The sequence below is a fragment of the Streptomyces sp. NPDC101234 genome, assembly GCF_044767525.1.
Lineage (GTDB): Bacteria > Actinomycetota > Actinomycetes > Streptomycetales > Streptomycetaceae > Streptomyces > Streptomyces sasae.
The window spans coordinates 154,394-174,386 of sequence record NZ_JBIWOA010000018.1 but is presented as its reverse complement, the minus strand read 5'-3'; the positions used below and the strand labels follow the sequence as shown (position 1 = coordinate 174,386).

Here is a 19,993-nt window from a genome sequence, read left to right as displayed (position 1 = left end):
ACACCATCGGCTTCAGGCGTCTCCGCCGTTCGCTGTCGGTGCCGCCGGGCGCTGGGCCGTCGTCGGCGTCGCGTCGTACGTGCTGGACCGGGACAACGCGGCCCGACTGTGGGCCGTGTCCGAGGTCCCCTCGGACTCAGCGCCTAGCCTCGCCCCGAGGCCCGCAAGCGGTAGTCGCCGGGGGTCTCGCCGGTGTGGTGCTTGAAGAACTTGAGCAGCAGCCCGGCCGGCCGCTGCGACGCGGTGGGTGTGATGAAGCCGGCGGACGTCACGGTGTGTTCGCGTGGTCCAGGTCGAGCAGCAGTCGCTCCACGTCTGTCATCAGGGAGCCGTAGATGTGCCACGCGCCCGGCTTGGTGAGGGTGCCTCGGCCGATGAGGTCCGTCATGGTGTCGTGCCATGTCAGGGTGCCGTCGATCGCCCCGCGCAGTCGCTCCCGGGGGGCCGTGTCCGATGAACCGGTCACCGGGCGCGGTTCGGCGAACTCTTCGACGGCCGTTCCCGCCAGCTTCAAGGCTTCGGCGTACTGGTCCAGGAACTGCTGGCCCAGATGGTGATCGGTGTGGTCGTCGTGCGCGTTGTCGGCCAGCGTGCGCGCGATTCCGCGTACCTGGAGAAACACTCCTCGTAGCGTTCTGAACGCCTCGCCGTAGGTGCCGTCCTTGCGCCGCGCATGTGCGGTGCACCGGGGGTTCCAACGCAGGCTCTCGTCCGCCTGCCGCACCTGTTCCTCCGCGTCCACCAGGTCCTTCTCAAGATCGCGTGCCTGGTGCAGCCAGGTGTGCGCCCTGGCCGCCAGCTGGCGCTCGGTCAGTCCGCTGCCCATCTCGCGCAGCAGTGTCCCCATCGCACGGGCGAGGCCGTACACCGCGGAATCGGATTCGTCGAGGTAGAGCGGAGGCAGCACGAGGGCGTTCACGACGATGCCCACCACCGCGCCCGTCAGGGTCTGGACCGCAGGAATCAACAGACCGCCCACCGGTGCCGCTGTCGTGGCGGCCAAGGCGATGACCGCGGTCGAGGCGACCTGAAGGCGGTCGTCCACGGCGCGGCGAGGCCCGACCACCACCGCGATCACGGCAATGGCCGCAACGCTGCCCGCGGTCGATCCCATCAGCCAGGCGGTCACGAGGGCGAGAGTCAGCCCCGCCAGCCTGGCGACCACGTTTTGTACGGCCTTTGTCACGGAGCGGTACACCGTGGGAGCGTTGGCCATGATCAGCGCCGTGGCCACCGCCAGATACGGACGTCCCCCCGGGGACCACGGAGCCACGACCGCCCAGGCGAGCAGCGCCGCGATCAGACTCTTCGCGCCGTGTGCCGCGTAGCTCGCCCGCCCGGTGTCGGCGCGGCCGGCCGGGCGGGCGCCCACTCCTCCCGCCGCAGTCGCCAGACCGCGCAACGGCCGGATCGTTGAATCTTGCATGACGTCGATGCTGGCACGCTTTATCCCTTTTGCGGGCATGGCGTGCCTCACAGCCCGAGGCCGCCCCTTGTCGACTTCCACCTGGTTCACACCGACGCGAAATGGTTGACACATCGACCGAAGTGAGGACCCCCACATTCGCTTGACCCTTCGCATGCAGTTGAAGTTGCCTGGGATTTAGTTGATGCATCAACGAATGCAGACTCGAAACCGGAGCCTCCATCCATCGGCTCCGGAGCAGACCAAGGAGAATGATCATGAGTCATGCCCTCGGACGGCGCGCCGCCACCGCGGTCGCCATGCTCACCACCGTGGCGGGCGCCCTCCTGGCAGTCGGCGGCACCGCCTCGGCCGCGTCGGGCCCGACGGTTGACCGCGGTGCGGCCGTCGCCTCCCACCCCGGGAGCACGATCCGGTACGGCAACGGCAACGCCGACATCCGCAGCCATTCCGGCTACGACCGCCGGGAAAGCCGCTGGGACGGTCACCGCAGCTGGCACCGGACCGGCGTCGACCGATACCGCAACGACCGCGGCGAGCAGTACCGCTACGACGGGCGTCTGTTCTACCGGTGGGACCACGGTTCCTGGGACGTCGCGACCGGCGGCGTCCTGGTTCTCGACAGCGGCATCTTCAACTGACCCGCCCAGGCAGGTCCGGGGATGCAGTGGTGCAACCGGCTGCCAAGCCTCTCAAGGAGCAAAGTGAGCCATGACAAGCTACTCAGATCAGGTGCTGTACACGGGGCTCGTGGGCGCGCCCGGCGAGCGATTCGTGGTGCCGACCCGTCTGGTGTACGAAGCGCATGATCCGTTCGCCGTGCGCTTCGTACTCCATCCCGACACCGACCACTCGGTGCAATGGGTCATGGCCCGCGAACTGATCGCGCAAGGCCTCTCCCGTCCGAGCGGGCAGGGAGATGTGCGGATCTGGCCGACGGGCTCCGGGGCAGATGCCGAGCTGAATCTCGTCCTGTCCTCCCCGTCCGGGGTCGCAAGGCTCACTGCGCAGCTCTCCGCAGTCGCGCAATGGCTGGAGCGCACCTACGGGTTGGTGCCGGCCGGCCACGAGACCCACAGCTTCGACGTGGACGCCGAACTGTCGCGGCTGCTGCACGGCACCCGCTGAGGCCGCCGGGGAAGCATTCATGAACATCCTTCAACGTCGGCGTATGGCACGCCTGAGGGCCTACGCCCAGCTCAAACGGCAGCATCCGGAGCTGTTCAACACAGCGCAGCCACAACCGGGGCCGCCCGGACTTGCGCAAGACACCGGTGACGCGACCGGTCGGCCCAGACGTTGACATCGCTGGTGAGCTGTCAACAACTATGTTTACCATTTCCTTTCATGGGCGAGACGGTGCAGTGGTTGACGCCGGAGGAGCAGCGCGCCTGGCGCGGCTTTGTCCGGTTGCACGAGAAGCTCGTAGGACGTCTGTCGCGCTTGCTGCAGAGTGAGGCGAACATGTCGGCTGCGGACTTCGCGGTGCTGGTCCATCTGACGGATGTGCCGGAGGGACGGCAGAGGTCTCTGGACCTTGCTCATGCGTTGGAATGGGAGAAGAGCCGGATGTCCCATCACATCGCCCGGATGGCCAGACGCGGCTTCGTGACACGGCAGGAGTGCCCCGAGGACGGCCGCGGCGCCTTCGTGGTGATCACGGAGGCGGGACGTGCGGCGATCGAGGCCGCCACCCCCCACCATGTCGAGGCGGTGCGCGAGCTGTTCCTCGACCATGTCACGCCCGCAGAACTCCGCGTACTGGCAGAGATCTCGGATCGTGTGGTGGGGAAGATGGACGAGGACCTGTCCTGACCCCGGACGCGGTCGGACACGTCTCGTCGAGCTACCTTCCGGGCGCCAAGGAGGCTCGCAGGAGGAGCACCGCGATGTCGTCGGTGGGTCGGCCCGTCGGCCAGGTGTGATGGACCAGGCTGTCGATCACGCCCTCCAGATCCTCATGGTCAGCGCCGGCGAGATGCCCGGCAAGGTCGGCGGTGACCTGCGCCGCGTCGGTACCCGCGACCTCCACGAGACCGTCGGTGTACAGAGCCAGGGTCGCGTCCGCGGGCAGGGGGACCGTGGTGACGGGGTAGTGGGCGAAGGTGTCGATGCCCAGCAGCGGCCCGGGTTCGATGTCGTCGAGCACCCGGGCGTGATGGCGGGCGAGGCGCAGCAGCGGGGGAACGTGTCCGGCGTTGGCGAGGGTGACTTCGCCGGCAGCCAGGTCGAGGTGGGCGTAGAGGCAGGAGACAAGCAGTTCCGAGTCCAGATCGGCCAGCAGCCGGTTCGTACGGGCCAGGACCTGGTCCGGTGCTGCACCGCCGGTCACGTGCGCGTGGATGGCGGTACGGACCTGGCCCATGAGCGCGGCCGCGGCGATGCTGTGGCCCTCGACGTCGCCGATCACCGCGGCGGCGCTGGTGTCGTCCAGCCGCAGCAGATCGTAGAAGTCGCCGCCGACCTCGATGCCATGGCTTGCCGGCAGGTAGCGGGCGGCCACGTCGAGGCCGGCCACGACGGGCAGGTCACGAGGCAGCAGCGCCTTCTGAAGGCCATGTGCGAGGTGGTGCTGGGTGTCGTACATCCGGGCACGGTCGAGTGCCTGGGCGATCAGCCCCGCCAGGGCGGTCAGGACGGCCCGTTCATCGGCCGTGAAGCTGTGGGCCCGGTCGTAGGACAGGATGCAGCAGCCCACCGCCTTCCCCGTGATGAGCAGCGGGAGGACGGCCCAGGCCTGTTTGCCGCTGATCTGTGGCGCCTGCGGGTAGCGCGCGGCCATCTCGGCCGGGCTGGCGAAGAACTCGGGGACGCCGCTGCTCAGGACCTTCCCGGCCGGTGTGAGATCGGTGTTCAGGGGCAGTCCGTCGACACGTGCGATGACATCTGCCGGGTAGCCGTGATGACCACTCACCTTCAGGCGGCCGGCCTCGGCAGCCCACAGCGTCAGCCCCTGGGCGCCGAAGGCGGGCAGGATCTCCCGGGCGATCAGCTCGACGAGATCGCGCACGCTCACTGTCTCGGTGAGCGCGGCGGACAGATGGATCAGCTGGTACAGCCGGCCGGTCCGCGTCACCGGAGCCCGGGGCACGGTTGATTCCCGCAGGCCGGGCTCGGTCGGTTCCCGGTGGGAGGTGACGCGGACGCTGATGCCGCTGATGTCCGGATAGAGCTCGAACCTCAGCCGGTGATCCGGCGGGCGGACGGCGGTGAAGGACAACGGGGCCCGGCTGACGACCGCAGTACGGTAACAGTCCTCGTACACGGGGTCGTCGAGCCAGGGCAGCACCTGCCAGAGGCGGGTCGCCAGCAGCCGGTTCGCACTGCGCCCGAGCAGGCGGGCGGCAGCGGTGGTGACGAAGGTGATCCGGCCCTCCAGGTCGAGGTTCAGAGCTCCCTCGGGGAGGCGCTCAAGGTACTCGGCGGCGGCCGGCCCTGGCTGGACGGATCCGCCCGGGGGGTCGACAGGGATGAAGCGCGGCCGGTCGCGCAGGCTCGGCGGGCGCGGCGCGTCGTCCAGGAGGCGAGCCAGTCGGCGGGCGCCGAAGATGATGCGGCACCGTTGCCGGGGCGTGACCTCACGGGGAAGATCAGCGGGCCACATCAGTACGATCCCGCCCCAGCAACGGCGCGCCCCGGTCAGCGGAGTCGCGGCGAACGCGATCCGGTAGGGCAGCACCGCGGCCAGGCGCGGGTAGTGGCGGACCAGGTCGTCCTGACAGCGGAGCCAGACGAACCGGTCCTCACGGATCGCGTCGGTGAGTGGCATGGAGACGGCGAGCGAAAGACGGTGCCATGGGGTGGCGAACTCGAGGGGCAGGCCGCACAGCGCCAGCAGGCGCATCGTCGGTTCCTCGTCCTCGATCAGATACAGAGCGCCGGTGGAAGCGCCGGTGCGGCGAACGATGTCGGTCAACCCCACATCGAGCGCGTCGTCGAGTGACCCTTGACAGTCCGGTTGCCCAGAGATCACGGACATGACGTCCTCCGGTCCGGTGTCGTGGCGGTTGGCGGCCGCCGGACGAGGCACGTGCACGATCGTCGCGCCTCCTGGGGCACATTTGCCCACACGGTACGCCTTATCGGATGAATAGGTACAGAGAGCACCCGGGAGGTCGACGGGGCGGAGGAGTGCCCGGGTGCGACCGGTCGGTGTCGGCCCAGAAGCGGTCCGCAGTGCGCGGTGAGCGTCGCACGCGTGCCGGTCGGGTCCCGCGACGATCACCGCTGCATCTTCGGCAGACGCCTGAAGGCGGACTGAGCACCGAGCCCGGCTGTCTGATTCTGAACACCGTCTGTCCAAACGATTCCCGGGTTGACCTGCAAACGCCTCCTAGCGTGGGGAACGGAACGGAATCCGCCTGGCGTATGAAGGAGGGTGGCCATGCGGCTCATTGTGGGGATGACCGGGGCGACCGGAGCACCGTTCGGGGTACGGCTGTTGCAGGTGTTGAAGCAGCTTCCCGAAGTCGAGACCCATCTGGTGCTGTCGCGTTGGGCGCGTACCACCATCGAGTTGGAGACCGGCCTCTCGGTCCGTGACGTGGGCGTGCTCGCCGATGTGGTGCACAGCCCGGAGGACCAGGGCGCGACGATCTCCTCGGGTTCGTTCCGCACCGACGGCATGGTGGTCGTGCCGTGCTCGATGAAGACGCTGGCCGGCATCTGGGCCGGTTACGCCGACGGGCTGGTGGGCCGCGCCGCGGACGTGGTCCTCAAGGAGCGCCGCAGGCTCGTGCTCGTCCCCCGGGAGACCCCGCTGCGCGAGATCCATCTGGAGAACATGCCGGCGTTGTCCCGGATGGGCGCGCAGCTGGTGCCTCCGATGCCCGCCTTCTACAACCACCCACGGTCCGTCGACGACATCGTCGACCACGTCACCGCCCGCATCCTCGACCAGTTCGGCCTGCCGTTCCCGGCCGCCAGGCGCTGGGAGGGACTGCGCTCCGCGTGTGCCCACGCGCCCGACACGGCTCCCGTCCCCGACGGCCTGCAAGCTTCCTGACGCTCCGTCACCATACTCGGAGGAGAACAGACATGGCCCATGACGACCTTCGCAGCTTCCTTGACGCCTTGGACAAGGAAGGCCAACTGCTGCGCATCACCGAGGAGGTGATGCCGGAGCCGGACGTCGCCGCCGCCGCGAACGCCGCCAGCCGTCTGGGAGAGGCGGCGCCGGCGCTGTACTTCGACAACGTCGCCGGTTTCGACAACGCCCGGATCGCCATGAACGTCCACGGCTCCTGGGCCAACCATGCGCTGGCACTCGGCCTGCCGAAGACCACCGGCACCAGGGAGCAGGTGGCCGAGTTCATCAACCGGTGGGAGAAGTTCCCGGTCGCGCCGGAGTGGCGGGACAACCCGCCGTGGGCGCAGAACTCCGTCGAGGGCGATGACGTCGACATCTTCGGCATCCTCCCGCTGGTCCGGCTCAACGACGGCGACGGCGGCTTCTACATCGACAAGGCCGGCGTCGTCTCCAGGGATCCCGACGATCCGGAGAACTCCGGCAAGCAGAACGTGGGCATCTACCGCATCGAGGTCAAGGGCCCGCGCAAGCTCGCCATCCAGCCCGGACCGTGCACGACATCGGCCTGCACCTGCGCAAGGCCGAGGAGCGCGGTGAGGACCTGCCGGTCGCCATCGCCCTGGGCAACGACCCGGTGATCTCGATCGTGGCCTCCACGCCGATGGAGTACGACCAGAACGAGTACGAAATGGCCGGCGCCCTGCGCGGCGCCCCGGCGCCGGTCACGACGGCACCGCTGACCGGTCTGCCGGTGCCGTGGGGCTCCGAGACCGTCGTCGAGGGCGTGATCGAGGGCCGCAGACGCGAGGTCGAGGGTCCGTTCGGCGAGTTCACCGGACGCTACTCCGGCGGCCGCAACATGCCGTTCACCGGTCACTACTCCGACGGCCGCAACATGCCGGTGATCCGGGTCGACAGGATCTCCTGTCGGACCGACCCGGTCTTCGAGCACCTCTACCACGGTATGCCGTGGACCGAGATCGACCACCTGATGGCCCCCAACACCTGCGTGCCGCTGTACCAGCAGCTGAAGAGGGACTTCCCCGAGGTCCAGGCCGTCAATGCGATGTACACCCATGGGCTGGTCATCATCGTCTCCACCAAGAAGCGCTACGGCGGCTTCGCCAAGGCGGTCGGGATGCGGGTGCTGACCACTCCGCACGGCCTCGGCTACGCGGCGACGGTGATCGTGGTGGACGAGGGCGTCGACCCGTTCAACCTCCCCCAGGTGATGTGGGCGCTGTCCACCAAGATGAACCCCGGCGACGACCTCGTCGTCGTGCCGCACCTGTCGCTGATGGAGCTCGCTCCCCAGTCGGACAATCCCGGCACCGGCGCCAAGCTCATCATCGACGCCACCACCCCGGCCAGGCCGGACAACCGCGGCAACTACGGGAACCAGGTCCACGACCTGCCCGAGATGGACGAGTGGCTCACCAGGCTGCAGCGACTCGCCAAGCAGTGACCGTCCGCCGGCCCCTCTGGAAGGAGATCCCACCACCATGGCCACCGAGACCACGAAGAGCGCAACGCCCACCGAGTGCCCGCGCTGCGGCCACGACAGGCTGGATCAGGTCTACGCCTCCCCCGTCGCCGGGGTCCGGGAGATCCACCACTGCCGGCAGTGCATGTACAGCTGACGCACCTCCGAGCCGGCCCGCCGCACCCGGCGGGACGCCTACCCGGACAGCTTCAAGATGACCGTCGACGACATCCGCAACGCGGTCGAACTTCCCGTCGTCCCCCCGCTGCGGCAGTCCTGAACACACACCCGGTGGTGTCGGCGCGGACTCAGCCGTCGGCCAGGTGTTCCAGCACCTCCAGGCCACGGCTGCCCGGCGGGGCCGACATCAGTATGACGAACTGACCGTCGTCGGGGCTGGGCAGGATCTGCCAGTCGAGAGTGTGGTCGCCCAGCCGCGGGTGGGTCAGGGTCTCGCTGCCACGGCTCGTGCAGCTGGCATGGCGCTCGGCCCACCAGGTCCGGAAGTCGGCGTCGCGTCGACCGGCCGGTCCGGCCGACGTGCGAGCTCGGTGGCCGCCGGGCTGCCGGGGGCGGTCGGCATCGAACTGGACGTACGGGACGAGTCGTCGGTGGCAAGGGCGGTCGAGCAGGCGTGGTCGCGGCTCGGCGGCATCGACATGCTGGTGAACAATGCCGGGATCGGCATGCGTACGGTCAACCCTCGTTTCATGACGCACCCGCAGGGTTTCTGAGAGGTGCCGGCCGACGGCTTCCGTGCGGTGATCGACACCAATCTGACCGGCTGCTTCCTGGTGGCACGCGAGGTCGTACGGCGCATGCCGGCGGCCGGCGGTGGCGGACGCATCGTCAACATCTCGATGAACCAGTCGACCATGGACCGGGCCGGCTCCGTGCCTGACGGGCCGTCGCGCGCCGGCAGCGATGCGCTGTCCCGGATCATGGCCGCCGGCCTGCGGGACACGGGTATCACCGTCAACCTGCTGCTGCCCGGGGGCGGGACCGTCACGGGGATGGTGCCGGCCGACGCCGTGCCCGAGGGGCAGGTGCTCCTGGATCCCGCCGTGACGGGTCCGCCGATCGTCTGGCTGGCATCCGATGACGCAGCCTGGCGTACACGACGAGCGCATCGTCGCCGTCGAGTTCGGACGCCTGCCCGCGCGACAGGGGCGACAGCGGTCGATCTCGTACTCGATGAGGGTGGCCCGGGCGGGGGCGGATCGCCGAGGTCGCCGTCCTCTGCCGCGTCCGTCAGGCGGTGTCCGTGGGCGGTGCTGGATCCACGGCCCTGGCCAGCAGCGCCCGGGTGAGGCCGGCGCGGTTCGCGACGCCGAGCTTGCGGTAGATCTGGCCGAGGTGGGTCTCGACGGTTCGGACGCTGAGGAAGAGCTTCTTGGCGATCTCGTTGTTGGTCATGCCCGTACTGACCAGCTCGGCGACTTCCCGTTCACGCGCGGTGAGCGACGCCGTCGCGTCGCCTTTGGGTGCGGTCGCGGCCAGTCGGGTGAGGCGGCCGCGATGCCGGGTGACCTCGTCGGCCAGGCGGGCCGATCCGCATTGGCCGGCCAGGTACGCGGCACGGTCCAGCCAGGCCGCCAGGTCCGTGAGGCGCCCCGCGTCCAGCGACAGCGCGACGGCGGCGAGCAACGTCCGGCAGAGTTCGATGCGTTCGCCGCTGCCCGAGAAGTCCGCGATCGCCGCCTGCGCGCTCCGCAGCGCCTCGCCGATGTCGCCGCGTGCTGCACAGGCCCGCATCCGGGCACGCAGTGCGAACCCTCGGCGGCCGGCGGACGGCAGTTCGTCGAGGCACCGCTCGGCGAGCCGTGCCCAGTGCTCGACCGAGGCCGGGTCGCCGGTCGCCTGCGCAGCCTCGGCGAGGGTGTCGCACCAGCGGGGTTTGCGCCAGGTGGTGAGCCGGGGCAGTTCGTCGCCTCCGGCGGCGTCGAGCAGGAGCAGCCGTGCCCGTGCCGGGTCGCCGCCGTGCAGGACCAGTTCGGCGTGGAAGCAGCGGACGGTGACCGCCCAGTTGGCCGGTGAACCGCTCGCGATCGACAGGGCCAGGTCGGCGGCGGCCGCCGCCTCGGTCGCGGCGCTCGGATCGTCGGAGCCGCCCAGCCACCAGAGCACCTCGGCCCGCAGGGTCGCGCTGATGGCCCGGGTCGCGGGCTCGCCGTCCCGATCGTCCCAGCGGGCACACTCGTCCAGCGTGGCTCGTGCACCGGGCAGGTTCCCCGAGCGCGCCTGGGCGTTCGCCAGCGACGTGAGGGCGTTCTGCTCGACGTGCTTCTGCCCCGTCCGCCGGGCCAGCGTGGCGGCGCGGGCCACGTGGCGCTCCGCGTCCGCAAGGCGTCCGAGTACCCCTTCGGTGATGCCCAGTTGGAGCAGCGCGTCCAGGTTGGTCAACAGCACTGCGTCCGGTGCGGCGTCGATGAGGTCGGCCGCGGCCGTCGCCTGCGAGGTGTCCTCGTCGCCGGTGAACAGCCGGGCGAGCGCTGCCTGGCCGAGCGCCTGGGCCTCGCCGACGCGGTCGTGGTGCCGGCGGGCGAGCACCGCGGCGGTCTCGGCATGGTGCCGGGACGTCTCGAAGTCCTGGACGTCGTAGGCGTGGTCGGCCAGTTCGATGTGCAGGGCGGCGGCGGTCGCGGAGTCGCGGTCGGCGAGCCCGGCCAGGGCGGAACGTGCGAGTGCCCCGGCTTCGCTGAGGCGGCCGAGGCGGCGCTCGGCCCGGCTCGGCATCGCGAGCTCCGTCACCTCGGCGGGCGGACCGGACACGGCGGACCGCAGGGAGTCGAGGAGCGCACGGCTCTCGGAGGTGTCACCGGCCACCAGTTGGGCCCGGGCGAGCAGCACATGTGCCTCGTGCCAGTGTTCCTGGTCCTCCCGCAGGAGCGGGAGGGCGGCTCTCAGATAGCCGACCGCTTCGCTCGGCGAGCTGTAGAGCACACTGCGCGCCGCGGCTATCAGGGTGGTGACATCCTCCGGCCGGTTCGGGTCTGCGGCGCGGGCCACATGGCGGGCGCGGCTGACGATGGGAGCGGCCTGCCGGGCCAGTTCGGCCTCGGCCCGCCGGTGCAGGGCCGTGCGGCGTCCGGGGTCCAGCCACTCGTGGACGACCTCCCCCAGCGCGCGGTGCCGCAACGCCAGCCGGGGCCCGGGCTCGCAGGAACGCAACAGGTCGAGGCGGGCCAGCCGGTCCAGGATCCGAACGGTCGACGGCCCGTCCAAATCCGCCACCGCGGCCATCAGTTCCGCGTCGAAGGGCTCACCGAGGACCGCCGCCGCTTCCACGACGGCGAGTGCGTCCGCGTCGAGACCGGCCAGCTCACCGAGGACGGCCGTGGCCGCCTGGGCACGCGCCTCGGGCGCGCCTCCGAGCACCTTCAGATACGACGGATTGCCGTTCGCCTCACCGAGGACCTGATCGGCGTGCGGATGCTCCCCCAGTAGCTCCCTGGCCTGCTCCGAGCTGAGCGGTGGCAGGTTCCACACCTCCAGCACCCCGTCCGAAGAGGCGTGCGCGACGATCTCCGCCAGCACCGGGGAGAGTTGGCGCTGCCGGTACGCCAGGAGGCAGACGACCGGGCCGGTGCTCGCTGCCCGGAGGAGCTGTTCGACGTGGTGCAGTTCCTCCGTCGGAACACGATGAAGATCGTCCACCGACACGACCAGCGGCGTTCCCTCTGCCGCGCGCAGGGCGGCGTCCCGAACGTCGGAAGCGGGCGGGGTGCCGGTCGGCGAGGACGTGCTCGGACTCCGCCCGCGGAGCGTGCACACTGCCACGCCGGCCGCCCGTGCCTGGGCGACGACCTCCGCCAGCACCGAGCTCTTCCCGATACCGGGTTCCCCGACGACGGCGACAGCGCGCCCGGTTCCCGATGCGAGGCCGGCCACTGACTCCATCAGCGACCGGACTTCCCCGCTGCGCCCGATCAGCGGGCGTGCGGGTTCGACGGCTCCGCGAGGCAGCAGCAGACCGTGGTTCTGTAGATCGTCCGCCATAGAGCGCACATTAGCCGCTGATATGAGGAATTGCCGGATGCTGACCGGGAGTTACCCGGGCAACCGTGCCTGACCTGCGGTGACCCCTCGGCGGTGTGCCACCGGTCGCGGTCAGACGTCCCCGGCCGACGTGCGCCCCGTCGACGAGTCCTCGGCCGACGTGTGCCCCGTCGATGTGTCCCCGGCCGACGTGTGCCCCGTCGATGTGTCCCCGGCCGGCGTGTCCTCGACCGACACGGTCACGGGCGTCCCGGCCTCGATCGTGCGGCTGACGGTGCACAGCCTGTCGTGGGAGACGGCGACCGCCCGGGGCAGGATGGCGCGGGCACGGTCGCCCGCCGTGCCCTCGGGGAAGGTGACATGGAAGCTGACCGCGAGCTCGGTCATACGGTTGCCGTACTCGTCTCCGACCTTGTGACCGCTGACGGTGACCGTGAACGCGGTCGGCTCGGTGTGGCGGCTGGTGGAGACGTCCACGTCCGCCGCCGTACAGCCACCGATCGCGGCGAGCAGCAGTTCCACCGGGGTGAATTCCGTGCCGTCGCCGGTACCGAAGGCGACCGTGCCGCCGCGGGCGTTCGTCGCGGTGAAGCGGCCGGTGGTGGTGCGCTCGACCGTCACGAGACGCAAGGAGTCTTCGCTCATGTCGAAGAACCTAGGTCACTCCTGCCGTCAGCGCAGAATGTTCACGGCCCGCGCCACCACCAGGACCACCGTCACCAGGGAGACCGAGGACTGCAGCATCATCAGCATCTTGGCCCAGCGCGACAACGGCATCACGTCGGTCGGGCTGAAGGCCGTGGAGTTGGTGAAGGACAGGTACAGATAGTCGAGGAAGGTCGGTTCCCAGTCCGTGGGAGCGGTCTCGGGGCTCTGCATCTGCACGAAGAGGAAGTCCGCGTACTGCCGGTGGCCGCGGACCCGCGCCATCGGTCCGCCGCGGTCCCACTCCCAGTACCAGAGGGCGAACACTATGACGTTCGTCAGCCAGATCCCGCCGCCGGTCAGCAGCAGCGGTCCGGCGTCCTCGCCCTCGGTGCCGTTCACCAGGCCCGCCACCAGCCGGACCGCCGACCAGCCGTTGGCGAGGCTGATCACGCACATCAGGGCCAGTCCCAGCAGGCGCAGCCACCGGGTGCGGGGCTCGACCCGCCGGGGGTTGCCGGCGATCAGGCCGGCCAGCAGCACCATCTCCAGGACCGGCAGGACCCAGTACGGCTGGAAGGCGAGCCGGTGCGGCAGCATCAACTGGAGGGCCACGGCGACCAGGATGACGGCGGTCACGGCCCACCGGGGCTCCCCCTGCGTGGCTCTGCGCCAGGCGGGCTCGACGTCCCGCTCGCCGCTCTCCAGCCGCCGCTCGATCCTGGCCAGCCGCTTCTCGGCATCGCTCATACGGTCGCTCATGGCGTTCATTGTCCAGGGACGGGTCACCGGTCGGTCGTACGGCATCGAAGGTGTCCGTCTGCGAGGTGCGGCCGGCCCCAGCGGCGGTCCAGCGGACCAGAGCCGATGTCGAACGGGATGCGCCTCGGAGGGACATACGGTGTGCACCAGCGCCGGCGCACGGGCACGGAGCGGAAGGGGTTGTCGCATGGACACGACTCGCGGAGGGCACCGCAAGGTCGCCCTGGCCTCCTGGCCGACCCCTCTCGAACCCGCTCCGCGTCTCGCGCAGGCCCTGGGGCTCGGCCCGGACGACCTGTGGATCAAACGGGACGACCTGATCGGGCTGGGCGGTGGGGGGAACAAGGTCCGCAAACTCGAATGGACCTGTGGACAGGCGCTGGCCGAGGGTGCGCGAACCCTTGTCACCAGCGGAGCGCCGCAGAGCAACCACGCCCGCCTCACGGCGGCGGCCGGCGCCCGGCTCGGCATGGACACCGTGCTCGTCCTCGCGGGTGAGCCCACCGACACGGCGGCCGGCAATCTGGCCCTCGACGGCCTTCTCGGCGCGAGGATCGTCTGGGCCGGCTCGGTGGGCGGGACCGAACTCGCGGCCGTCGTCGACCGTGTCGTCGCGGAACTGCGCGAGCGGGACGCGGCTCCGGCGCTCATTCCCTTCGGCGGATCGAGTCCCGTCGGCGCCCTGGGCTACGTCGACGGCGGGCACGAACTCCTCGCACAGGCTCCCGACCTGGCCACCGCCGTGGTCGCGCTGGGCAGCGGCGGCACGATGGCCGGGCTGGTCCGTGCCCTGGCAGCCGACCGGGTCCTGGGCGTGCACTGCGGGGCCGTGCCGGATCCGGGACACACACTCGACCTGCTGCTGACCGACCTGTACGCGCCCTCCCCCGCGCCACGACAGCGAGCGCTACGGCTACGGGTCGACCAGGTGGGGGCCGGATACTCCCACCTCACCGAACCCGTCGCGGAGGCGGTTCTCCTCGCCGCCCGGACCGAGGGGCTGGTGCTGGATCCCGTCTACACCGGGCGGGCCATGGCCGGTCTCGTCGCCGCCGTGCGCGAGGGGGACATCCGTCCGGGTGAGCGCACCGTCTTCATCCACACCGGAGGACTCCCCGGGCTCTTCGGCCACCAGGAGGCACTGCACCGGGCCGGAGAGGTTCTCGCGGCCTGCACCATGTGACCGAGGGCGCTCGCGACGGCACCACGCCCCGCCGTATCGCCGTCTAAGGAACCGGCCGGCCGGGGATCGTTGTGGATCTCCCCGGTCGAGATCGCCGCGGTCCGCCGGACCGGCTCGGGGGTGCGGCGCGACCGCTCCGCAAGGCGTGGCAGGAGAGGGCCGTGGCGGACCGCCCGTGCGGAGACGGAGCTCGTCGGGGCGGTCGCGCGTGGGGGACGGCGTGCGTGGCGCCCGTCGGCCCCCGGCTCAGGCGCTGTGGACCCCCACCTCGTACAGCGAGTACCCCCAGTCGGTTCCACGATCGAGGCCGTGGACCCGGACGTAGCGAGCCGGAGTCCCGGTGAACCGGGCCGTGTCCAGGCCGCCGTCGCCGCTCGTGGTGGACCAGGCGGTCTGCCAGTTCGTGCCGTCGGTGGAGAGCTCGATGCGATACGACTTCCCGTACGCGCGCTCCCAGTCCAACGTCACCCGGGAGACCAGGTGGGTGGAGCCCAGGTCCACCTGCCACCACTGGTCGTCGCTCCAGTCGCCGGCCCAGCGGGTGGCGTCGTCGCCGTCGACGGCTCGGCCCGGCTGGTAGCTGGTGAACGGGTTCGACTCGGACGAACTGGCCGTCGCCGGCTGCCCCTTGGCGAGGTTCACCGAGGCCTGGTGCTGTTCGGTGGCCCGCCAGGTGTCCAGGTAGGATTCGGCGCCCCGGAACAGGTCGTTCACCACGTCCTGGCCGCCGACCTGCCGGATGTCCTCGATCCAGTCGGGGATCATCCCGGCGTGGGCCGCGCCGTCGGTGTTGATGTCGAAGGTGCGCTCGCCGGAGGTCTGCCTGTCGATGACGGAGCCGCCGTCGACGCTCTTGAAGGGGTACGTCACCTTGTTCGCGGCGTCCGCGCCGCGCGGGGCGGGATGGTCGCCGATGCCGTTGAAGTCGGTGCCGTAGCCGTAGCCCACGCCGTACTTGTCGCGCAGTGCCTTGGTCCGGGCGGCTTCCGCGACGAAGGCCTCGGAGCCGTGCATGTACTGGGCGACGAAGCCGCCGAGGGCGTAGACCCGTTCGGTCCAGTTCAGGTCCATCCAGCTGTGCGAGGAGATCACGCCGGGGTAGGACGCCGACTCCAGGATGTCGAGGGCCTGGCCGACGGCCTTGACGCCCATGTGGTCGATCTCCAGCATCATCTTGCGTTTCATCATGCCGCGCACGGCGTACTCGCCGAGTTCCGTGAGGCCGCGCTTGTTGCACTGCGCGTTCGAGTCGTACGAGGGGACGTCCACGCCGGCCGGCAGGTCCGACTCCGCCTCGGACGTGGCGCTCCCGATGGGGTTGTCGTGCTGCGGGCCGGTGCACTTCTCGGTCTGCCAGAAGGTGCCGGTGGACAGGAACTGGCCGACGTTGATGGCCGTTCCGAGGCCGCCGGAGTCGAAGCGGACGCCGCACAGCGCGTTGTCGAACTTGTGGCAGAGGAACATGGAGCGGACGCCGAGGGCGTAGAGCTCGTCGAGTCCCTTGTCGATGTCCTGCTTGCTGCACTGCGGGATGTCGAGGATCTGCTTGCAGCCGAAGGGTTCGGAGGTCTCGACCCCGAGGACGACGGCGAGTTTGCCCTCCTCGATGACCTGCCGCGCCTGAGCGCTGTCGGTGACGATGCGGAACCAGCCCTTGCCGGTGCCGCCGTACATCTTGTCGATGTACGCCTGGAGCGCGTAGGTCATCTTCGCCTGCAGCCGGATCGACGTCATCTCGTCACAACTGCGGTCCTTGAAGGGGTAGATGGAGCAGATCATGCCGTTGGTGACGAGGTCGTTGACGAGCACGCGCTGTCCGCCGCGCCAGGCCCGCTCCACCCAGGCGTAGTAGTCGGCCTGATGGGTCATCGAGTCGTACGCGGGCCAGTCCTTGAAGGTCGGCCAGCCGACCGGGTCGTGCTTGCCGTCGCCGCCGTGGGTGATGTAGTCGAAGAGGGCGAGGGTGCCGTCGGGGTAGTGCTCGGGGCAGTCCTTCAGGGCGTCGGCGACACCGGCCTCGGAGAAGACCTTGCCGCAGATCAGCCGGCCGCCGAAGGCCTCGTTGCCGAAGAGGTGGTTGTGCGCGTCGACGAACCCCCGTACCTCTCCTGCCGAGTTGATGCCGGTGAAGGGCTCGCCGGTGACGTTGATCTGGACGTCCGGGGCGGGGCGTGCGGTCGGGTTCCACCAGTCGCTGCCGGCCGCCGAACTCGGGGTGGGCCCGAGGGCCATGGCCAGTACCAGGAGCAGCAGCGACAGCATGGTGACGTGCCTGCGTCTGCGGTACGAGCGTCGAAGCGGCGTCAAGGCCCACATCCCTCGGTCGGCGGGAAGACGCGGTTGACCGACCGTTGAGGTTGTCATGACCCGCGCAATACCTGGGACGAGGATCGGGCCGCGTGCCTGCCGAGTCAAGCGTCCGGGACGCCTTGGCTGATCTTTCCGTGGCGGAATTCCCGAACTGCCGTCTCAGTGGCGGGACTCCCGGGCCCAGGCACCCAGCACGGGGACGCATTGTTCGGCGAAGTACTCGTAGTCGGCAGGGGTGTTGTAGACGTGGGCGGACACGCGCAGGTATCCGATGCCGTCGAAGCTGGTGAAGGCCGCCTCGACAGCGAGTTCGCGGGCCACCCGGTCGCGCAGCGCGTCGGCGTCGATCCGGGTGCGCCCGAGGCCGTCGGGCAGCCGCACCAGGCGCATGCCGGGGACGGGCATGCCGACGTCGGCCCGGCTGTTCTCACCGGTCAGCCGCTCGAAGGCGGCGCCGATGACATGGGCGGCATGGTCCGCCAGCCGGTCCATGTAGAGGCGGGCCACGGTCCAGCCCCAGGTGTGCTCGACGAAGGCGAGGGACGTCGGCCCGGCCAGGTAGGAGGTGGCGTCGAGCGTGCCTTGCTGGTCGAAGCGGTCGGGGTACGGGTCCTGGGCACCCCAGGAGTCGATCAGCGGGTGGAGCAGGTCCCGCAGGGGCCCGTGGGCGACCAGGGCCGCGGTGCCGCGCGGCGCACAGCCCCACTTGTGGAGGTTGCCGGTCCAGAAGTCGAACGTCGCGTCGGCGAGCGGCGCGGCGAGCAGGCCCGGCGCGTGCGCGCCGTCGACGAGCATCGGCACGCCTCGGCGGCGCGCCTCCGCGCCGATGCGCTCGACCGGCAGCCGGCGCGCGGTCGCCGAGGTGATCTGGTCGACCACGACGAGGTCGGTGGCCTCGCCCATCTCGGCGGCCACGGCCTCGTACGCCATGTCCTCGTCGGCACCGAGCGGCACCCGTGCCGTGCGCACCCGGCCGCCCCAGCGGCGGGCCAGCCGCTCGGCTCCCATGGTGACCGCCCCGTAGCCGTGGTCGGTGACGACGATCTCTCCGCCACGGCGGCGGGTGAGCGCGTTGTACACCACGCTGGCGCCGGCGCTGGCGTTCGGCACCAGGGCGAGGTCGCCGGCGTCGACGCGCAGGAAGTCGGCGAGTTCGACCCGGGTGGCGGCGAGGCGCTGCGGCAGTTCCGGGAACCACACCACCGGGGCGCGTTCCATCTCGGCGCGCAGTTCCGCCTGCCGCTCCTGCGCGACCAGCGGAACGGCACCGAACGAGCCATGGTTCAGATGCCGCAGAGCCGGGTCGAGCGACCACGCCTCGGCGGCGGGTCTGCCGTCGGCCAGCAGCAGGGGGTGCGGCGCGACGGCCACCTCGGTCTCACTCACGTCAGGACGCCTCCGGGTACAGGTGTGATCACCGGGAATCCTGACACGGCGGTGCCGCTTCCCCGAGGGCCGGGGCCACCGCGATCGTCTCCCGACGGCCGGAGCCCGCCGAAATCGTTCCCCGACGGCCGGAGCCCGCCGCGGGGTCCACGGGTCGTGGTGCCTGTCGGGGCGCTCAGTCCACGGGCCAGGTGTGCGCGGCGGCGTTCAGATGCATGTAGTCCATGTACGTGGTGGTCATCCGCCGCAACGCCTCCCGGCGGTCGGAGATGCCGGTCTTCTCCAGGTGGTGGACCGTCTCCGCCTGCCACAGGGCGCCGTTGCGCGCGTCGACGCAGCGCTGCTCGATGATGCCCAGCATGGGCTCGCGCCAGGAGGCGTCCAGGCCGGCCAGTTCCAGTCCCCGGTGCGCCAGGGGCAGCAGGCGTCTCAACACCAGTTCCGTGACCGGTACTTCGCCCGCCCCGGGCCAGTACAGGCGGGCGTCGATGCCGTCGCGGGCCGCCGTGTGCAGGTTCTCCTCGGCTACCGCGAAGGACATCCGCGACCACACCGGGCGGTCCTCGTCCACGAGGGCGCGGGTCAGGCCGTAGTAGAGGGCGGCGTTGGCGATGATGTCGGCGACGGTGGGGCCGGCGGGTAGGACGCGGTTCTCGATGCGCAGGTGCGGCCCGCTCTCGGTGACGGCGTAGACCGGGCGGTTCCAGCGGTAGATCGTGCCGTTGTGCAGGGTGAGTTCGCCCAGTTGTGGCACAGCGCCGGTGTCGAGGGTCTCCTGCGGGTTCTCGTCGTCGGACAGGGGCAGGAGCGCGGGGTAGTAGCGCACGTTCTCCTCGAACAGGTCGAAGACGCTGGTGATCCACCGTTCGCCGAACCACACCCGCGGCCGTACCCCCTGGGCCTTGATCTCCTCTGGACGGGTGTCGGTGGCCTGCTCGAACAGCGGGATACGGGTCTCGCGCCAGAGCTCCCTGCCGAAGAGGAAAGGGGAGTTGGCGGCCAGGGCGATCTGCACACCGGCGATCGCCTGGGCCGCGTTCCAGTAGTCGGCGAACTCCTTGGGGGCGACCTGCAGATGGAACTGGGTGCTGGTGCACGCGGCTTCGGGGGTGATCGCGTCGGCGTACATCGAGAGGGACTCCACACCCTCCAGCCGGATCCGCAGGTCCTCACCGCGTGCCGCGAAGATCTGCTCGTTGAGCAGCCGGTAGCGCGGGTCGCCGGACAGGGACGTCTCGCTCACGTCCGACTCCCCCAGCGTCGGCAGGATCCCGATCATGATGAGGTGGGCGCCCACCGTGGCGGCGCGGTCCTCGGCGTGGTTGAGCGCGTCGCGGATCGTCTGCTCCCAGGCGCCGGGGCCACCGGAGGTCAGCTCACGCGGCGGGATGTCGATCTCGAGGTTGAAGCGGCCCAGCTCGCTCGACCAGGCGGGGTCGGCGATCGCCTGGAGCACCTCGGTGTTCCGCATCGCCGGCAGCCCGTCGTCGTCCACCAGGTTGAGCTCGATCTCCATGCCGACCTTGGGGCGCTCGCTCTCGAAGCCCGATCCACGGAGCATCTGCGCCAGCACGTCGAGACAGGAGTGCATCTTCTCGCGGTAGCGGCGCCGGTCCTCCCGTGTGAACACCCGGGCCGGCACATCACGTCCCATCGGGCCCTCCCGAGACCCCTCGGCGGATACCTCTGGTCCTAGCGTCGCACCTCTGCGCCATCCCGGACACTTGCCGGGCCGACGCTCACAGGGCGCACACGAAGTGGACGCAACGG

The 19,993-nt window shown here is 70.3% G+C and carries 15 protein-coding genes and 4 pseudogenes; 9 read left to right on the top strand and 10 right to left on the bottom strand.

Features of this window, described 5'->3' with window-relative positions; translation table 11 throughout:
- Window positions 1–143 precede the first annotated feature (143 nt).
- Window positions 144–272 (bottom strand): hypothetical protein, encoded by a 129-nt coding sequence (locus tag ACIRR9_RS30665; RefSeq protein WP_403758342.1) that lies wholly within the window; start codon window positions 270–272, stop codon window positions 144–146.
- A complete protein-coding gene (locus ACIRR9_RS30660) occupies window positions 269–1,426 on the bottom strand; it encodes an aromatic acid exporter family protein (RefSeq protein WP_403758339.1) in 1,158 nt (385 codons plus the stop codon). The genes ACIRR9_RS30665 and ACIRR9_RS30660 overlap by 4 nt, the downstream gene beginning before the upstream one ends.
- Before the next feature lie 257 nt (window positions 1,427–1,683).
- Between ACIRR9_RS30660 and ACIRR9_RS30655 the strand changes: the two genes are divergently transcribed.
- The 3 genes from ACIRR9_RS30655 (at window position 1,684) to ACIRR9_RS30645 (ending at window position 3,241) form a co-directional block, all read left to right on the top strand.
- Complete coding sequence (locus ACIRR9_RS30655; protein ID WP_403758336.1) at window positions 1,684–2,067, top strand: hypothetical protein; 384 nt, start codon at window positions 1,684–1,686, stop codon at window positions 2,065–2,067.
- 91 nt (window positions 2,068–2,158) lie between these two features.
- A complete protein-coding gene (locus ACIRR9_RS30650) occupies window positions 2,159–2,554 on the top strand; it encodes an SsgA family sporulation/cell division regulator (protein ID WP_403758333.1) in 396 nt (131 codons plus the stop codon).
- Between the two features lie 219 nt (window positions 2,555–2,773).
- Complete coding sequence (locus ACIRR9_RS30645; RefSeq protein WP_403758330.1) at window positions 2,774–3,241, top strand: MarR family winged helix-turn-helix transcriptional regulator; 468 nt, start codon at window positions 2,774–2,776, stop codon at window positions 3,239–3,241.
- A 31-nt stretch (window positions 3,242–3,272) separates the two neighbouring features.
- Here ACIRR9_RS30645 and ACIRR9_RS30640 read toward each other — a convergent pair whose 3' ends face one another.
- Entirely contained in the window at window positions 3,273–5,405 is a 2,133-nt protein-coding gene (locus ACIRR9_RS30640; protein ID WP_403758327.1) for a SpoIIE family protein phosphatase, read from the bottom strand.
- 405 nt (window positions 5,406–5,810) lie between these two features.
- On the opposite strand from ACIRR9_RS30640, the gene ACIRR9_RS30635 reads away from it, so the two are divergent.
- From ACIRR9_RS30635 to ACIRR9_RS30620, 4 genes and pseudogenes are all read left to right on the top strand, one after another.
- Window positions 5,811–6,431: a non-oxidative hydroxyarylic acid decarboxylases subunit B gene (locus ACIRR9_RS30635; RefSeq protein WP_403758324.1), complete on the top strand. Its 621-nt coding sequence runs from the start codon at window positions 5,811–5,813 to the stop codon at window positions 6,429–6,431.
- A 32-nt stretch (window positions 6,432–6,463) separates the two neighbouring features.
- Window positions 6,464–7,093 (top strand): UbiD family decarboxylase domain-containing protein, encoded by a 630-nt coding sequence (locus ACIRR9_RS30630; RefSeq protein WP_403758320.1) that lies wholly within the window; start codon window positions 6,464–6,466, stop codon window positions 7,091–7,093.
- Complete coding sequence (locus ACIRR9_RS30625) at window positions 7,006–7,920, top strand: UbiD family decarboxylase domain-containing protein (RefSeq protein ID WP_403758317.1); 915 nt, start codon at window positions 7,006–7,008, stop codon at window positions 7,918–7,920. Before ACIRR9_RS30630 ends, ACIRR9_RS30625 begins: the two co-directional genes overlap by 88 nt.
- 37 nt (window positions 7,921–7,957) lie before the next feature.
- A pseudogene (locus ACIRR9_RS30620) lies at window positions 7,958–8,218 on the top strand (non-oxidative hydroxyarylic acid decarboxylases subunit D).
- A gap of 28 nt (window positions 8,219–8,246) precedes the next feature.
- On the opposite strand, the pseudogene ACIRR9_RS30615 reads toward ACIRR9_RS30620, so the two are convergent.
- Window positions 8,247–8,531, bottom strand: a pseudogene (locus ACIRR9_RS30615) (hypothetical protein); the annotation flags it as partial.
- Between ACIRR9_RS30615 and ACIRR9_RS30610 the strand changes: the two are divergent.
- A pseudogene (locus ACIRR9_RS30610) lies at window positions 8,418–9,248 on the top strand (SDR family NAD(P)-dependent oxidoreductase). The pseudogenes ACIRR9_RS30615 and ACIRR9_RS30610 overlap by 114 nt on opposite strands.
- On the opposite strand, the gene ACIRR9_RS30605 reads toward ACIRR9_RS30610, so the two are convergent.
- The 3 genes and pseudogenes from ACIRR9_RS30605 to ACIRR9_RS30595 all read right to left on the bottom strand — a co-directional run bounded on the left by ACIRR9_RS30605 (window position 9,190) and on the right by ACIRR9_RS30595 (window position 13,344).
- Window positions 9,190–11,937, bottom strand: a complete 2,748-nt coding sequence (locus ACIRR9_RS30605) for a LuxR C-terminal-related transcriptional regulator (RefSeq protein WP_403758314.1) — start codon at window positions 11,935–11,937, stop codon at window positions 9,190–9,192. The pseudogene ACIRR9_RS30610 and the gene ACIRR9_RS30605 overlap by 59 nt on opposite strands.
- A 222-nt stretch (window positions 11,938–12,159) precedes the next feature.
- Window positions 12,160–12,582: pseudogene (locus ACIRR9_RS30600) on the bottom strand (OsmC family protein); the annotation flags it as partial.
- 27 nt (window positions 12,583–12,609) lie between these two features.
- Window positions 12,610–13,344, bottom strand: a complete 735-nt coding sequence (locus ACIRR9_RS30595) for a hypothetical protein (RefSeq protein WP_403758311.1) — start codon at window positions 13,342–13,344, stop codon at window positions 12,610–12,612.
- A gap of 187 nt (window positions 13,345–13,531) precedes the next feature.
- Here ACIRR9_RS30595 and ACIRR9_RS30590 point away from each other — a divergent pair, with 187 nt between their 5' ends.
- A complete protein-coding gene (locus ACIRR9_RS30590; protein WP_403758308.1) occupies window positions 13,532–14,527 on the top strand; it encodes a D-cysteine desulfhydrase family protein in 996 nt (331 codons plus the stop codon).
- Between the two features lie 246 nt (window positions 14,528–14,773).
- Here ACIRR9_RS30590 and ACIRR9_RS30585 read toward each other — a convergent pair whose 3' ends face one another.
- From ACIRR9_RS30585 to ACIRR9_RS30575, 3 genes are all read right to left on the bottom strand, one after another.
- Entirely contained in the window at window positions 14,774–16,843 is a 2,070-nt protein-coding gene (locus ACIRR9_RS30585; RefSeq protein ID WP_403758486.1) for a discoidin domain-containing protein, read from the bottom strand.
- Between the two features lie 153 nt (window positions 16,844–16,996).
- On the bottom strand, window positions 16,997–18,223 hold the full coding sequence (locus ACIRR9_RS30580) for an aminotransferase class V-fold PLP-dependent enzyme (protein WP_403758305.1): 1,227 nt from the start codon (window positions 18,221–18,223) through the stop codon (window positions 16,997–16,999).
- Between the two features lie 175 nt (window positions 18,224–18,398).
- Window positions 18,399–19,877: a glutamate--cysteine ligase gene (locus ACIRR9_RS30575; protein WP_403758302.1), complete on the bottom strand. Its 1,479-nt coding sequence runs from the start codon at window positions 19,875–19,877 to the stop codon at window positions 18,399–18,401.
- Between the last annotated feature and the right edge of the window lie 116 nt (window positions 19,878–19,993).